16 protein-coding genes are annotated in these 14,017 nt (G+C 64.1%); 14 read left to right on the top strand and 2 right to left on the bottom strand.

All coding sequences use genetic code 11. The features are described from left to right. Nucleotide 1 precedes the first annotated feature (1 nt). The 10 genes from ABG82_RS25755 (at nt 2) to ABG82_RS25710 (ending at nt 8,997) form a co-directional block, all read left to right on the top strand. Nucleotides 2–928 carry a class I SAM-dependent methyltransferase gene (locus ABG82_RS25755; RefSeq protein WP_043076184.1) on the top strand — a complete coding sequence of 309 codons (927 nt, stop codon included), beginning with the start codon at nt 2–4 and terminating at the stop codon, nt 926–928. An 11-nt stretch (nt 929–939) separates the two neighbouring features. Continuing rightward, complete coding sequence (locus ABG82_RS25750) at nt 940–1,866, top strand: class I SAM-dependent methyltransferase (protein ID WP_043076185.1); 927 nt, start codon at nt 940–942, stop codon at nt 1,864–1,866. Nucleotides 1,867–1,943: 77 nt separating this feature from the next. After that, a complete protein-coding gene (locus ABG82_RS25745; protein ID WP_043076186.1) occupies nt 1,944–2,240 on the top strand; it encodes a hypothetical protein in 297 nt (98 codons plus the stop codon). Nucleotides 2,241–2,252: 12 nt separating this feature from the next. Beyond that, nucleotides 2,253–3,833: a hypothetical protein gene (locus ABG82_RS25740; protein ID WP_043076187.1), complete on the top strand. Its 1,581-nt coding sequence runs from the start codon at nt 2,253–2,255 to the stop codon at nt 3,831–3,833. Beyond that, nucleotides 3,830–4,504 carry a hypothetical protein gene (locus ABG82_RS25735; RefSeq protein WP_043076188.1) on the top strand — a complete coding sequence of 225 codons (675 nt, stop codon included), beginning with the start codon at nt 3,830–3,832 and terminating at the stop codon, nt 4,502–4,504. The genes ABG82_RS25740 and ABG82_RS25735 overlap by 4 nt, the downstream gene beginning before the upstream one ends. 41 nt (nt 4,505–4,545) lie before the next feature. Beyond that, the gene (locus tag ABG82_RS25730; protein WP_043076189.1) at nt 4,546–5,571 is read left to right on the top strand and encodes a glutathione S-transferase family protein; all 1,026 of its coding nucleotides are present in this window, start codon (nt 4,546–4,548) and stop codon (nt 5,569–5,571) included. Between the two features lie 99 nt (nt 5,572–5,670). After that, complete coding sequence (locus tag ABG82_RS25725; protein ID WP_043076190.1) at nt 5,671–6,759, top strand: Re/Si-specific NAD(P)(+) transhydrogenase subunit alpha; 1,089 nt, start codon at nt 5,671–5,673, stop codon at nt 6,757–6,759. Nucleotides 6,760–6,761: 2 nt separating this feature from the next. Then, the gene (locus ABG82_RS25720; RefSeq protein WP_030097415.1) at nt 6,762–7,079 is read left to right on the top strand and encodes an NAD(P) transhydrogenase subunit alpha; all 318 of its coding nucleotides are present in this window, start codon (nt 6,762–6,764) and stop codon (nt 7,077–7,079) included. Then, nucleotides 7,076–8,521, top strand: a complete 1,446-nt coding sequence (locus ABG82_RS25715) for an NAD(P)(+) transhydrogenase (Re/Si-specific) subunit beta (protein WP_043076191.1) — start codon at nt 7,076–7,078, stop codon at nt 8,519–8,521. The genes ABG82_RS25720 and ABG82_RS25715 overlap by 4 nt, the downstream gene beginning before the upstream one ends. An 89-nt stretch (nt 8,522–8,610) precedes the next feature. Continuing rightward, nucleotides 8,611–8,997 carry a hypothetical protein gene (locus ABG82_RS25710; protein ID WP_043076192.1) on the top strand — a complete coding sequence of 129 codons (387 nt, stop codon included), beginning with the start codon at nt 8,611–8,613 and terminating at the stop codon, nt 8,995–8,997. Here the strand turns inward: ABG82_RS25710 and ABG82_RS25705 are convergent. Then, complete coding sequence (locus ABG82_RS25705) at nt 8,994–10,145, bottom strand: low temperature requirement protein A (protein ID WP_043076193.1); 1,152 nt, start codon at nt 10,143–10,145, stop codon at nt 8,994–8,996. The genes ABG82_RS25710 and ABG82_RS25705 overlap by 4 nt on opposite strands. 161 nt (nt 10,146–10,306) lie before the next feature. Here ABG82_RS25705 and ABG82_RS25700 point away from each other — a divergent pair, with 161 nt between their 5' ends. The 3 genes from ABG82_RS25700 to ABG82_RS25690 are packed head-to-tail and all read left to right on the top strand — an operon-like array spanning nt 10,307 to nt 12,399. Next, the gene (locus ABG82_RS25700) at nt 10,307–10,981 is read left to right on the top strand and encodes a TetR/AcrR family transcriptional regulator (RefSeq protein ID WP_407661845.1); all 675 of its coding nucleotides are present in this window, start codon (nt 10,307–10,309) and stop codon (nt 10,979–10,981) included. 13 nt (nt 10,982–10,994) lie between these two features. Continuing rightward, complete coding sequence (locus tag ABG82_RS25695) at nt 10,995–11,912, top strand: alpha/beta fold hydrolase (protein ID WP_043076195.1); 918 nt, start codon at nt 10,995–10,997, stop codon at nt 11,910–11,912. 4 nt (nt 11,913–11,916) lie between these two features. Then, complete coding sequence (locus ABG82_RS25690; RefSeq protein WP_043076196.1) at nt 11,917–12,399, top strand: SRPBCC family protein; 483 nt, start codon at nt 11,917–11,919, stop codon at nt 12,397–12,399. A gap of 18 nt (nt 12,400–12,417) precedes the next feature. Here the strand turns inward: ABG82_RS25690 and ABG82_RS25685 are convergent, their stop codons facing one another. Next, the gene (locus ABG82_RS25685) at nt 12,418–13,095 is read right to left on the bottom strand and encodes a GntR family transcriptional regulator (RefSeq protein WP_043076197.1); all 678 of its coding nucleotides are present in this window, start codon (nt 13,093–13,095) and stop codon (nt 12,418–12,420) included. 104 nt (nt 13,096–13,199) lie between these two features. Between ABG82_RS25685 and ABG82_RS25680 the strand changes: the two genes are divergently transcribed. After that, a complete protein-coding gene (locus tag ABG82_RS25680) occupies nt 13,200–14,009 on the top strand; it encodes an enoyl-CoA hydratase (RefSeq protein ID WP_043076198.1) in 810 nt (269 codons plus the stop codon). Nucleotides 14,010–14,017 lie beyond the last annotated feature (8 nt).

Raw genomic sequence — 14,017 nt, 5'->3', positions numbered from 1 at the left:
GATGACAAGTACAGACCAGGGAAACTGGACCCGTAGCGACGGCGACTCCTGGGACATCGTGTCCAGCGTGGGGTACACCGCATTGGGTGTCAGTGCGCAGCGTGCCGTCGAAACCGAGCGCCCGGACGCGCTGATCGTCGACCCGTTCGCCAAGCATTTCGTGCTCGCCGCGGGCGAGCCGCATCTGATCGAGACCATCACGAAACGTGATGCGCCGCAGGCATCTCCGTTTGAGTATCTGCGGGGCATGGGAATGCGCAGCAGATTCTTCGACGAGTTTTTCCTTGACGCGTCGGCTTCCGGGATCAAGCAGGCGGTAATTCTGGCTGCGGGGCTGGACGCACGGGCACACCGGCTGGTCTGGCCCGCCGGTGTGGCGGTGTACGAGTTGGATCAGCCCCAGGTCCTCGCCTTCAAGGATGGGGTGTACGCCGAGCAGGGTGCGGCTCCGACCTGTGATCGCCGTGCCGTGGCGGTCGACCTGCGTGATGATTGGCCCGCCGCACTCAAGGAAGCCGGATTTGATCCCGGACAGCCCACTGCGTGGTCGGCGGAAGGACTGTTGCCGTATCTGCCCGCAGCGGCGCAAGAACTGCTGTTTGAGCGGATCGCCGAGCTTTCCGCTCCGGGGAGCCGCGCCGCGATCGAGGGCCCGACGGGCACGTTGGGGATGAGTCAGTTCGCGAAGGTCGAACAGAAGTACCGGTCCGAGAAGGACACCTTCGGCAAGATCGATATCACCGAACTGTTCTATGACGAGGAGAAGACGCCGCCGATCGAATGGTTCTCGGCCCGCGGATGGGACACCGAGGGGCTGGATATGTTTGATCTGGCCGCCCGGTACGGCGTGCAGCATCCCGAAGTCCCCGAGGACATCAAGGAACTGGCTGGCGCCATGCATTACCTGACCTGCACCCTGCCCGCCTGAAAGGAAACGCAATGACCGATATCGCTGACAAGGACTGGTCGCGCAGCGAGGGCGACTCATGGGACATCGTCTCCAGCGTCGGATTCACCGCGTTGGGAGTGGCGGCCGCGAGGGCGGTCGAGAACAGGCAGGCCGAACCCTTGGTGCGTGATCCGTATGCGGAACACTTCGTGCGGGCCGCCGGCGAACCGAATCTGATCGGACTTTTGGATAGTCCTGAGCCGCAGGCCCCCAACCCCGGGACCACGCCCCGGCATATCGGCTTGCGTAGCCGGTTTTTCGACGAGTTCTTCGTGAACGCAACGAATTCCGGGTGTGGACAGGCGGTGATCCTGGCCGCCGGCCTGGACGTGCGAGCGCACCGGTTGCCGTGGCCGGAGGGCACCAAGGTGTTCGAGCTGGATCAGCCCCAGGTGCTGGAGTTCAAGGACCGGGTGCTGGCCGAGCACGGTGCCGCCCCGACCAGCGACCGGCGCGAGATCGCCGTGGATCTCCGGGACGACTGGCCCGCAGCGTTGCTGGCCGCCGGCTTTGACCCTGACGTTCCGACCGCTTGGTCGGCCGAGGGCCTGATCATCTACCTGCCCTCTGCGGCACAAGATCTGCTGTTCGAGCGAGTGGTCGCGTTGTCGGCGCCGGGCAGTCAGGTGGCAGTTGAGGCCACCCGGGGAAGGCCCGACATCGCCAAATGGGGCGCGATGCAAAAGAAGTACGCCGACGAGAGTCACCCGATGTCGAAGGTGGACATCACGTCACTGTTCTACGACGAAGAGCGCGCCGATGTCGCCGAGTGGTTCGCGGCACGCGGATGGACGGTCCAGGGTGCCGACGCCCTCGAACTGGCCGCCACGTACGGGGTGGAGATCCCGGAGCTGCCGGAGGACGTCGTCGAGGTGGTGAAGCAGGGCAACTACGTCACCGCCGTTTTGCCGAGCTAGAGCTCTATCCCCAGGAGGCTGGCTGGGTTCGGTATTCCGGGCTAACATGCGGAAGGGGCATGTTCAGAGGGGGATGCATGAAGATCGACCCGGTAGCGACGGAAAAATGCGCGGCACAACTCGATGCGACCGATACTCATGTCGAGTTCGCCAAGGGAAGGCTTCGCGCCACCGAGGGCAAGGACTTCGGTGATCTGACTGGGGCGATGAACGCCGCACGTGACCGGGTATCGGGTGCGCTTGGCACGGTTTCGGCTGTGCAGAAGGAGATTTCGCAGAACATCCGCGCGTGCACCAAGGCGCTCGTCGAGATGGATCAGCGCAACGCCGGGAACCTCAGTGACACGGGGATCAAGTTCCCGGTGCTTGGCTAGGGCCGGTGTCCGATGACACTGGGTGACACGCAGAAGCAGCTGGAGCAGGTAGTCGCCGACCTCCGGCAGATCGGCGAGATCACCATCAGCACCGTCTGGCCGATTGCCAAGAAGGTCGTCGCAGCGGTCCGCAAGGTCATCTCGGTGGCCACCGAACCCCCGCCGCCCGACCCCGCGACGGTGCGGGAGGTGGCGGCGCGCTGGCGGGAAATGGCTCCTGCGATGGGGGAGTGGCACGCCAACGATGTGCAGCAAGCGCAGAACACCATCCCCGAGACGGTGTGGGGGCGCACCCCCGGTGATGCATACGGCGAAACAACCGGGGACAAGGCGCGCACCAGTATCGCGAACTTCAAGACGAGATCTACCACGATCGGCCCGGCCGCGACCGCGGTCGCGAGTTCCCTCGACACCTTCGCCGGGTCGATGGACAAGGCGCGTGATCGGTGGCACAACGCGTTCGCGTCACTCAAGGACGACGTCGACTGGAACAACATCCCGAAGAATCCCTTCGACGCGATCCCGTATGTGCGCAAGCTCGTGGGTGACGTGGTGCATGGGGTGGAGGAGCTCGCGGGTGCGTACGGCGACGCCGACAAGGCGGTGAATACGGCCAAGGGCGAACTCGGTAAGGCGGTGGATGGCATCACCTTGCCCGACCACACGTCGGTCGCGGCGGGCGCGATCGGCTCGGTGAACAACTGGTCGGATGTCAAGAACGATCCGGACGGTCACAAGGACGGCACCGGCCTGCGACCGGGAGTGCAGGAGCGTGCCGATGCCAACCTGGCGGCGATGAGTCCGGAGGATCGCGCCAAGGCGCAGGCGATGCTGGACAACGCGAAGGACGACGCCCGACGGAACTGGATCATCGCGGCGCTCGCGCGGGGTGGGGATGTTGGTACTTTGCAACGCTTCTCGGAAAAGCTAGCGCTCATGGACGATCAACAGGTGCGTGAGCTTGACCCGGTGGAGTACGCCAAGAATCACCCGGGCGTGCTGGTGCAGCCCGATGGCACAACCTGTGGATCGTCCTCGCTCGTCGTCGCCAAGATGATCAATGACCCTGTGTATGCCATGAAGATGCTTACCGGGTACGACGCGGGGGATTCCGCTTCGCCTCAGCCGGGACAGTCGATAACGACATCCGAGGTCACGTCCAGGTTCGCGGACGAAGCAAAGAAGATGCACGATTCGACGAACAACGCGATCGTTCCCGGCTGGGGTACTACCTGGCCCGAGACATTCGGTACCCCGCCGTATGGCGCGGCCGACGAGATGGGCAAGCCGGGTGGACCGGGCGTCCCGGGGAGTGCGTATCAATTTGAGGTGGCGAATCCGCTGGGTCCTTCCGGGGACTATCAAGCGATCAGTTCGGCTGTTCAGTCCGGGCAGTCTGTTCCGTTGTTCGTCGGCAGCGGAGTCAACGGTCACATTGTCTTGGTCACCGGAATGCAGGGTGACTCGCTGGAAATCTACGAACCCTCCTCGGGTCAGAAGATGACGATCCCGAAGGATGACTTCGTCAACAACCGAATATCGTTCGGTGGCGAGACGCGCTATCGGCCCTGGGGTGAGGTGGTCCCGAAGTGAAAGGCCTAAGGCTTTCCTCGGTGCTATTGCTGGTATTCGTGCTGGCCGCGTCGTGTCCTAAGCACCCCGAGATATTCGAGCCCAACGATGTGGACGCGGCACGATCTCAGCGGCTGGCGGCCGACGCCTGGCTGGCGCCCGCGGAGCCGCACCACAGCTCGTACAACGGGCTGAACAACATCTCGCGCGAGTCGGTGGTCAGGATGGCGTCGTTCACACACAGTGATCCATTGGACGTTGTCACCCGAGAAACAGAAAAGGCCCTGCGGAACGGATGGGTACTGACCTATGCCCACTGCGGGTCCGTGGCGCGGCCCATGTCGTCGGCCAGTGCACCCCAGACCCTGTCTGGTGTTGAAGTGAATCTCGAGAAGTCGCCGACCGACCCGGAGAATGCCGCCATGGCACAGCTGACGGCCTATCGGGTGGAGCCCGACCCGGAAGGACAGGGGATGGTCAACATGGAGATCAACGCTTTCGCCCGGTATCACTCGGATAAGGGTTGGCCGAATCTTCCGGGCGTCGCGATTGACACCACGTGCCTGGTGGTACCTGGCGCGCGCGCCGTCGGCCTCAGTGCGACATCGGCATTTCCTTCAGGAATTGTCCAGGGCATTATGAGCGGCCAGCCGTTGAACGAGAAGGGCGAACCTGACGGATCGGTGCGCTGAAGGGAGTTGCCTCAAACACCGACGGTGCCAGACTGGTGTGTGTGAGCCAGAACCCGGAGAACACCAAGTACGTCGAGCCCGGTGAGTTCAAGCGGGATACCAACTACATAAATACGCGGATCACCGCTGACGGGAGCGATGGCTATCCCGTCGAGCCCGGCAGATACCGACTTGTTGCGGCACGTGCCTGTCCCTGGGCCAACCGGACGCTCATTGTCCGCAGGCTTCTCGGTTTGGAAGATGCTCTGTCGCTTGGTCTTTGCGGGCCAACTCATGACAAGCGCAGCTGGACCTTCGATCTTGACCCGGGCGGCGTCGATCCCGTGCTGGGTATTCACTTCCTGCGCGACGCCTACCTCAAGCGGTACCCGGACTATCCGCGTGGCATCACCGTGCCCGCGATAGTCGAAGAAGCCACGGGTGAAGTTGTCACCAACGACTATGCGCAGATGACGCTGGATTTCTCCACGGAATGGGCCGCGTATCACCGTCCGGGCGCGCCGCAGCTGTATCCCGTGGACTTGCGGCCGGAGATCGACGAGGTGAACCGTCGCGTCTACACCGAGGTGAACAACGGCGTCTATCGCTGCGGTTTCGCGGGTGATCAGGACGCGTACGACGCCGCCTACGACCGGCTGTTCACCGCGCTGGATTGGTTGTCGGAAAGGCTTGCCGGACAACGCTATCTGGTGGGTGACACCATCACCGAGGCCGATGTGCGATTGTTCACCACGCTGGCTCGCTTCGATCCGGTCTATCACGGGCATTTCAAGTGCAATCGGGAGAAGCTGAGCGAGATGCCGGTGCTGTGGGCGTACGCGCGCGATCTGTACCAGACGCCGGGCTTCGGCGATACTGTCGATTTCGGGCAGATCAAGGAGCACTACTACGTAGTGCACGCCGATATCAATCCCACCCGAGTGGTCCCCAAGGGGCCGGATTTGAGTGGTTGGAGCACCCCGCACGGACGCGAGGAGTTGGGTGGTCGCCCGTTCGGTGATGGCACTCCGCCGGGGCCGCCGCGAGAGTCGGAACGCGTGTCAGATCACGGTCATTGCCCTGGTTAACGACCTTTGCAGCATTTACAAAAACGGAAGACTTGTTAACAAGCATGCCTTTCCTTAGTATCCGTCGGCATGCTGCACCACAGGGTGAAGGGCGAGTAGATGACCGATCAACCAGTCACTATCGGAGTTGTCCGAGAGTCAGGTGAGGACGAGCGCCGCGTCGCGCTGGTCCCGAAGGCGATCGCCGGCCTGATTGGCAAGGGTGTGAACATCGTCATAGAAAGTGGCGCGGGAGAGCGTGCGCTGCTGCCTGACGAGCTGTACACCGAAGCGGGTGCGAAGGTGGGCGACGCCTGGTCCGCGGACGTCGTGGTGAAGGTCGCGCCGCCCACGGCCGCCGAGGTCGCTCGCCTACGTCAAGGGCAGACCCTCATCGGCTTCCTGGCGCCGCGCAATGCCGACAACAGCATTGGCGCGCTCAAGAGCGCCGGTGTGCAAGCCTTTGCGGTGGAAGCCATTCCGCGCATCTCGCGCGCGCAGGTGATGGACGCGCTGTCCTCGCAGGCCAACGTGGCCGGATACAAGTCCGTGCTTGTGGCGGCCTCCGAATCCACTCGCTTCTTCCCGATGCTCACCACCGCCGCCGGGACCGTGAAGCCGGCGCTGGTGCTGGTTCTGGGTGTCGGCGTCGCGGGTCTGCAGGCGCTGGCCACGGCCAAGCGCCTGGGTGCTCGCACCACCGGCTACGACGTGCGCCCGGAGGTCGCCGATCAGGTGCGCTCGGTGGGTGCCCAGTGGCTCGATCTGGGTATCGACGCCGCAGGTGAGGGCGGCTACGCCCGCGAGCTCACCGACGAGGAGCGCCAGAAGCAGCAGCAGGCCCTCGAAGACGCCATCAAGGGATTCGATGTCGTCATCACCACCGCGCTGGTTCCGGGACGTCCGGCGCCGCGTCTGGTGACCGCCGCCGCCGTGCAGGGCATGAAGCCGGGTTCGGTGGTTGTCGACCTCGCCGGTGAGACCGGCGGCAACTGTGAGCTCACCGAGCCAGGGCAGACCGTCGTCAAGCACGGCGTCACCATCGCCTCGCCCTTGAACCTGCCGGCCACCATGCCCGAGCACGCCAGCGAGTTGTACGCCAAGAACATCACGTCCGTTCTCGAACTCCTCATCAAGGATGGCGCCCTGGCGCCGGACTTCGATGACGAGATCGTCGCGGGCTCCTGCGTCACCCGGGAGGTCTCCTAGACATGTACGGACAGTTATTGGCCAACATCGCGATCCTGGTGCTCGCCGGGTTCGTCGGATTCGCCGTTATCTCCAAGGTGCCCAACACCTTGCACACACCGCTGATGTCGGGCACCAACGCCATCCACGGCATCGTGGTGCTCGGCGCGCTGATCGTGCTGGGCAACCTGCCCGCCGACGCCAGCTGGGGCACCCGGATCATCGCGTTTGTCGCGCTGATCTTCGGAACCCTCAACGTGATCGGTGGCTTCTTGGTCACCGACCGCATGCTGGGCATGTTCAAGTCGAAGAAGCCTGAGCAGAAGGAGGCGGCCAAGTGAGCACCGAAAGCCTCAACTACATCGTCGATGTTCTCTATATCGCCGCATTCGCCCTTTTCATCTACGGCTTGTCCGGACTGACCGGACCCAAGACCGCGGTACGTGGCAACTGGATTGCCGCCGTCGGTATGGGCATCGCGGTGCTGGCCACGCTGATCAAGGTCAGCGAGACCGCCACCACGCTGGACTGGGTTCTGATCGGTGCGGGTCTGGGCATCGGTGTCGTGCTGGGCATCCCGCCCGCGCTGAAGACCAAGATGACCGCGATGCCGCAGTTGGTGGCGCTGTTCAACGGCGTCGGCGGTGGCACCGTGGCACTTATCGCCTGGTCAGAATTCATTGAGACCAAGGGTTTCTCGGAGTTCAAGCCGGACCAGTCGCCGACCGTCGCGTTGGTGGTGGGATCGCTGTTCGCCGCGATCATCGGCTCGGTCTCCTTCTGGGGCTCGCTGGTGGCCTTCGCCAAACTGCAGGAGTCCATCCCGAAGAACGTCGAGAAGCGGCTTGTCGCGTCGGCCAAGATTTTCCAGGCCTCCAACATCGTGCTGCTGCTGGCCGCCGTCGGTGCCGCTGTGTACATCGGGTTGCACCCGGGCCTGCCGGTGTGGTGGATCGTCGCGGTGCTGGCGTTCGCCGGCGTGATGGGTCTGTTCGTGGTGTTCCCGATCGGTGGCGCCGATATGCCGGTGGTCATCTCGCTGCTCAACGCGATGACCGGTTTGTCAGCTGCCGCAGCAGGTTTGGCGCTGAACAACACCGCCATGATCGTCGCCGGCATGATCGTCGGCGCCTCCGGTTCGATCCTGACCAACCTGATGGCCGTGGCGATGAACCGCTCGATTCCGGCCATCGTGTTCGGTTCGTTCGGCGGCGGTGACACCGCCGCTGCGGGCGGTTCGGCCGAGCAGGGCACCGTCAAGGCCACCTCGGCTTCCGATGCCGCGATCCAGATGGCCTACGCCAACCAGGTGATCGTGGTGCCCGGCTACGGCCTGGCCGTCGCGCAGGCCCAGCACACCGTCAAGGAGATGGCGGATCTGCTGGAGAGCAAGGGTGTTGAGGTCAAGTACGCCATTCATCCGGTCGCGGGCCGGATGCCCGGACACATGAACGTGCTGCTGGCCGAGGCTGATGTCGAGTACGACGCCATGAAGGAAATGGACGACATCAACGGCGAGTTCAACCGCACCGATGTCACCATCGTGATCGGCGCCAACGACGTCACCAACCCGGCGGCGCGCAACGATCCGTCCAGCCCGATTCACGGCATGCCGATCTTGAACGTGGATGAGTCCCGCTCGGTGATCGTGCTGAAGCGTTCGATGAGCTCGGGCTACGCCGGTATCGAGAATCCGCTGTTCTTCCAGCCGCAGACCTCGATGCTCTTCGGGGATGCCAAGAAGTCGGTGTCCGCGGTCATCGAGGAACTCAAGGCGCTGTAGCCCAACCTCATCGCCATCGAGTGGGAATCTCACGCGGAAATCCGGCCGGAAATCCGCGTGAGGTTCCCACTCGGCGTATGAAGGGGCTTATGCGTGGGCTGCTGGGCGGTTTTGTCGCGGGGGCGGCGCTGCTGGCCCCGGTGGCCACCGCCGAGCCGCATGACTGTGCCTCGGTGGATCGGGCGCGCGTGCAGATTCGGCAGCTGTCACAGGAAAATGGGGTAGCCGTGCGGCAGACCGCTGTCGCACGCAATCGGGCGATAGCCGTGCTGCTTCGGACCGCGGCGGGCGACACCTCGGACCCGACGGTGCGTGACCGCGCGCTGGAGGCCGGGGCCGCCGCGGAGCGCTATGCCAACGTGATGGCCGCCGCGACCTCCGTGGACGGTGTGCTGGAGCCACCCGGTGACGAGATGTCCCGCGCCGTCAACACCATGGCCGCGCTGGAACGGGTGTGCCCGATCTCCGGGCGCTAGGACTCGGTGTCCTCGACGCGGCGCCACGTCACCAATCCGGCGGCCAGTGCCGCCAGCCCCGCGAGCCAATACAGTGCGTGCGGCAGGGAAGAAATTGCCAATGCGGCAAGGGAAATCGCGGGTAGCCCGATGTTCAAGATGACATCCCGGCGTTGCATCAGCAGCACCAGCCAGGCCAGCGCGAGGTAGATGGCGAACGGCACGGTGATGGTGAGCGCGGCGATTCCGGGACTCAGATGGCTCTTGCCCAGGCCCTCGTCGACGGTGATCTCGAAGCCGGCCGACAGCGCGGCGACGGACGCGAAGATGAAGTAGTGGCTGTAGCCCCACAGCACGGTCGCGCGTAGCGAGACATCTTTGCACTCTTGTTCTTCGTCGAAGTAGATCCACCAGACCGAGGCCACGATGATCAGGGCGGCTACCGCGATGCCGATCATGGTGCCGGAGTGGTCGGCCTCCTCGACGCCGCCGATGATCGAATTCGCCGATGCCAGAATGGATTCGCCGAGCACGATCAGCGTGAACAGCCCGTAGCGCTCGGCGATGTGCACGGGGTGCCAGGTGGTCGGGGCGACACGCTCGGCGAACAAGGGCACCGATATGTCGGCGAGCATGATCACGATGAACAGTCCGAAGCGCAGATTCTCAGGTGCGAAGATGCCCCACCACACCCACGCCGCCTGCACGATCACGATTCCCGTGACATAGCGCAGGCAGGTGGCGCGCATGGCCGGGTCGCTGACCGCGGCACGGACCCACTGGCTTCCCGCGGCGATGCGCATCAGCACGTAACCCGCGATGACGATCCCGAAGTCGGCTTGTGTCATCGCCCGCTCGACGCCGGCGGCGATGGTCAGTGCGCCGGCCATCTGGACCAAGGTCGTCAGTCGGTACAGCCAGTCGTCGGTGTCGAAGGCGCTGGCGAACCAGGTGAAGTTCATCCACGCCCACCAGATGGCGAAGAATCCCATCGCGTATCCGACGAGCCCCTGGGCGAAGTGACCCTCCGCCCAGAAGTGGTGCAGGCTCCCGGACGCACGGGATACCGCCACCACGAAGACGAGGTCGAAGAGCAGTTCGAGTGGGGTGGACGCGCGGTGCGGCTCTGCCGGATCGCGGGACACCATGGCCTTGAGGCCACCGATCATATGGTTACCTACAGGTCTAGGAGGTGGCGGCGGACTTCGGCAGCTTAACGTGCAAAACCCGCTCAAGCTGGCGAACCTCCCGGCCGGGTAACCCAACCAGTTGATCGGGATTCCGTCCGCGAACAGAACCCCTACGCATATAGTGAGGCACCATGCAACCGGTGACCGACACTAAAACAGGCGGCTCTTCGCAGCGCCGTGCCGGTCGCCGCGAGGAACTGGTGGCGGTGGCATCCAAGTTGTTCGCGGCTCGTGGATATCACGGCACCCGTATGGATGACATCGCCGATGTCGCCGGCCTGAACAAGGCGACGGTGTACCACTACTTCGCGTCCAAGGCGCTCATCCTGTACGAGATCTACTTCAAGGCGGCCGAAGAGACTCTGGCCTGCCTGCAGGACGATCCGCGATGGTCAGCGCGTGAAGCGTTGTATCAATGCACGAGCCGGATGCTGGCCCTCATCTTCTCGAACCGGGAGCAGGGAGCCGTCTACTTCCAGGAGAACCCGTTCCTTTCCGAGTGGCTCTCACCCGAGCAGGTGGCCGAGATCCGCAAGCGCGAGGACATGGTGCAGGAGCGCGTTCAGAACATCATCGAGCGGGGTATATCCAGCGGTGAGTTCGTCGAATGCGATTCGCACGTGATGGCGCTCGGCTACATCGGCATGGTGCTGGGTTCGTACCGCTGGCTCAACCCGAGTGGCCGCCGTAGCGCTCAGGAGATCGCCGTGGAGTTCAGCACCACGTTGCTGCGCGGGCTGATCAGGGACGAGGCAACCCGGATCAATGATCCGTTGGGCGTCGCGTCGGCGACGGCCGCTGACGGTGCGCCGTAGCGATGGATCTGTAGTGGCCGCTGACTCCATCCTGACGCTGGACTTGCCCAACGTCAGACTGCAGGCGCTGTCCTGGGGGCCGCAGGACGGTCCGCTGGTGATCTGCGGCCACGGCTTCCCCGACTCCGCTCACACGTGGCGGCTGTTGGGGCCCCGGCTGGCCGCCGATGGTTGGCGCGTCGTGGCCCCGTTCACCCGCGGCTACTCACCCAGCGAAATACCGTCCGACGCCGAGTACGGACTGGGCGCATTGATGCGGGACGTCCTCGACATTCATACGTTGCTGGGTGGCGACGAGCGCGCGATCTACATTGGCCATGACTGGGGAGCCCTGGTCGGCAATGCGCTTGCCCGTAGCGGTCAGTCTCCCTTCGCGCGCATCGTCACCATGGCGGTGCCGCCTTTCGAGGTTCTCGGCTCGAATCTCGCGGCGATCGGACCCGCGGGCTGGCCTGGAGTGCTCGGGCGGCAGCTACTCATGAGCTGGTACACGTTGTTCCACCAGATACCGGTGCTGCCGGAACTGCTGTTGCCTTGGCTTCTTCGTATGTACTGGCGGCGGTGGTCGCCCGGATACGACGCACGTGCGGACCTGCTGTACACCGATGAGGCGATGCTCCAGAAGGGGAATCGCCGGGCCGTCATCGGCTACTACCGGGCAAACATTCGGCGTGCCTTGCTGCCGTCGCGAAAGTACTGGCAGACCCAGCGTTCGCTGTTGGACGGAGCGCGTACGCCGGTCTTGTATCTACATGGCCGTCGGGATGGATGCATGACGTATCGGCTGGTAGATTCTGCGCGCCCGGATCTGCCCGATCGCAGTGTTGAAATCATCAATGGCGGTGGACATTTCGTGCATCTGGAATGCCCGGACGTGGTGTACGAGCGCGTGCGTGAGTTCCTGGGCCCGCCAACTTCAAAGGTAGAGTGAACCAATGCCAGTCGTCAGTCAGACCGTCGAGGTGGCCGCGCCACCGCAGGTGATCGTCTCCATCGTCACCAACTACGAGGCGTACCCCGAATGGAACAAGGAGATCGCCAGCGTCGACATTCTGCAGCGACTCCCGGACGGCCGCCCACACATCGTGCGGCTGAAGGTGGAGACCTCCGGTATGTCGTCGACGAATGTCGCTGAGATCGCCTACCTCAATGCCGCTCAGGTGGCCACGCGTCTGCTGGAGAGCGACATCTTCGAGAAGCAGGAACAGACCTTCTCGATCGTCCCGATGGGGCAGACCTGCCTGCTCACCGTGGACATGGACGTCGAAACCAAGCTCCCGATCCCCAAGCCGATGGTGAAGAAGCTTGCCAACCAGGTGCTCGAGCACCTGGCCGAGGGACTCAAGGGCCGCGCCGAAGCGATCGCTTCCGGCCAGCTGCAGCCTTCGCCGGTGCAGCAACCACCCGCGCAGGCCTAGCGCCCGGCCGGTTCGCTCCTACTCTCCGGACCACATCCCGGAGCTGTCCAGGTATTCGATGAGTCGGCGTGCGCCGTCGATGAACTGCACTTCGGTGTGGGTGATCACCTCGGCGATGTCACCCGCACGTAGCGCTGCGATGAGTTTGTCGTGTGCTTCCGTCGCGGGTCCGATCCAGGTCGGATCCGCGGCAAACAGCTGATGCGGCGTGTACCGCACCGCCTGCAACAGAAACCAGGCCAACTTGGGCCGATCGGCCACATAGTTGAGAAGACGGTGGAACTCGAACTCCGCGGACGCTATTTCTTCTGGTGAGGTGGCATTCCGAAGTGCGTCGTTCTGTTCGGCCAGGGCATTGGCCTGCTCGGGAGTGATGCGGGCCGCGGCAGCCTTGGCCAGCTCGACGGCCAAATGCGACTGCAGCGCGAAGATGTCCTCGACATCTCGACGGCTGAGCGGGGCCACCGCGTAGCCACGGTGCGGAACCGCATTCACCATGCCCTCGCCGCGCAGCGTCAAGAGCGCCTCGCGCACCGGGGTGACGCTGACACCGAGCTGAGCCGCCGTCTCGTCCATCCGGATGTATTCACCGGGCCGCAGCTCACCGGTCATGATCGCTGCGCGGAGCCGGCCAGCAACCTCCTCGGATAGCTGGGGCCTACGGATTTCACGAGCCTGGGCCCGGGGAGTGCTCATCCGATCTGCCTGCCATTTCCCTGTGTGGTGACGCTCTTGCATCTAAAGTCATATCAAATATATTTGACGCGGCGCGACGAAGCGACAAACCAGGAGGCAGCGAGTTGAGTCCCGATGAACCTGTCGGTGCACCCGATGTGACCGTCGACGGCGGCATCATGCGGATCACGTTCACCAGGCCGGACCGGATGAATGCGCTCAACGCGCCAGCCACTGCCGGACTGATCGCGGCCCTCGAGTCGGTCTCCGGCCGCCAGGACGTGCGCGTTGTTGTCATCAGTGGTGGGGCGCCCGGGAGTGCGTTCACCGCGGGCGCGGATGTCGCCGAGCTGGCGGCGGGCACCGGCGATCTGACTCCGCAGCAGGCCGCGGAATTGACCATGGACAACGCCGAGCGCTTGGTGCGGGCCGTGCTGAACTGTCCGGTGCCCACGATTGCCGAAGTCACGGGCGCGGCGGCCGGGATCGGCGCCTCGGTGGGTCTGGCCTGTGATCTGATCTACGCCGCCGACACGGCCTTCTTTCTGTTGGCATTCGCGAACATCGGCCTGATGCCCGACGGCGGATCGAGTGCATTGGTCTCGGCGTCGATCGGCCGGGTGAAGGCCAACGCGATGGCGCTGCTGGCTCAACCGCTCAGTGCCGCAGATGCTTTCGCGTCCGGACTGGTAAATGAGGTGGTGCCGGGAGATCGGTTGCGTGAGCGGGTCGACAAGTCGGCGCGCAGGCTTGCGCATGGCTCCCGCCGCGCGATGCAGTTGACCAAGGAGGCCATGAACGCGGTCTCGCTCAAGCTGTTCGACGAAGCCATCGGCCGTGAACGTGAGGGCCAGATCGAGCTGTTGACCTCGCCCGATGCCCAGGAAGGCTTCGCCGCCTTCCTCGAGGGCCGACGTCCCAACTTCAGTCAGTAGGAGAGTCC

This window comes from Mycobacteroides immunogenum (genome assembly GCF_001605725.1).
GTDB classification, from domain to species: domain Bacteria; phylum Actinomycetota; class Actinomycetes; order Mycobacteriales; family Mycobacteriaceae; genus Mycobacterium; species Mycobacterium immunogenum.
The sequence above is the reverse complement of the archived record's forward strand: the minus strand, read 5'-3'. Positions and strand labels throughout refer to the sequence as shown.

Bases quoted from the DNA above. Each gene is read 5' to 3' on its own strand.
- ABG82_RS25690 (WP_043076196.1), top strand. From the start codon at position 11,917: ATGCCAGTCGTCAGTCAGACCGTCGAGGTGGCCGCGCCACCGCAGGTG.
- ABG82_RS25685 (WP_043076197.1), bottom strand. From the start codon at position 13,095: ATGAGCACTCCCCGGGCCCAGGCTCGTGAAATCCGTAGGCCCCAGCTA.
- ABG82_RS25745 (WP_043076186.1), top strand. From the start codon at position 1,944: ATGAAGATCGACCCGGTAGCGACGGAAAAATGCGCGGCACAACTCGAT.
- ABG82_RS25755 (WP_043076184.1), top strand. From the start codon at position 2: ATGACAAGTACAGACCAGGGAAACTGGACCCGTAGCGACGGCGACTCC.
- ABG82_RS25720 (WP_030097415.1), top strand. From the start codon at position 6,762: ATGTACGGACAGTTATTGGCCAACATCGCGATCCTGGTGCTCGCCGGG.
- ABG82_RS25750 (WP_043076185.1), top strand. From the start codon at position 940: ATGACCGATATCGCTGACAAGGACTGGTCGCGCAGCGAGGGCGACTCA.
- ABG82_RS25710 (WP_043076192.1), top strand. From the start codon at position 8,611: ATGCGTGGGCTGCTGGGCGGTTTTGTCGCGGGGGCGGCGCTGCTGGCC.
- ABG82_RS25740 (WP_043076187.1), top strand. From the start codon at position 2,253: ATGACACTGGGTGACACGCAGAAGCAGCTGGAGCAGGTAGTCGCCGAC.
- ABG82_RS25725 (WP_043076190.1), top strand. From the start codon at position 5,671: ATGACCGATCAACCAGTCACTATCGGAGTTGTCCGAGAGTCAGGTGAG.
- ABG82_RS25705 (WP_043076193.1), bottom strand. From the start codon at position 10,145: ATGATCGGTGGCCTCAAGGCCATGGTGTCCCGCGATCCGGCAGAGCCG.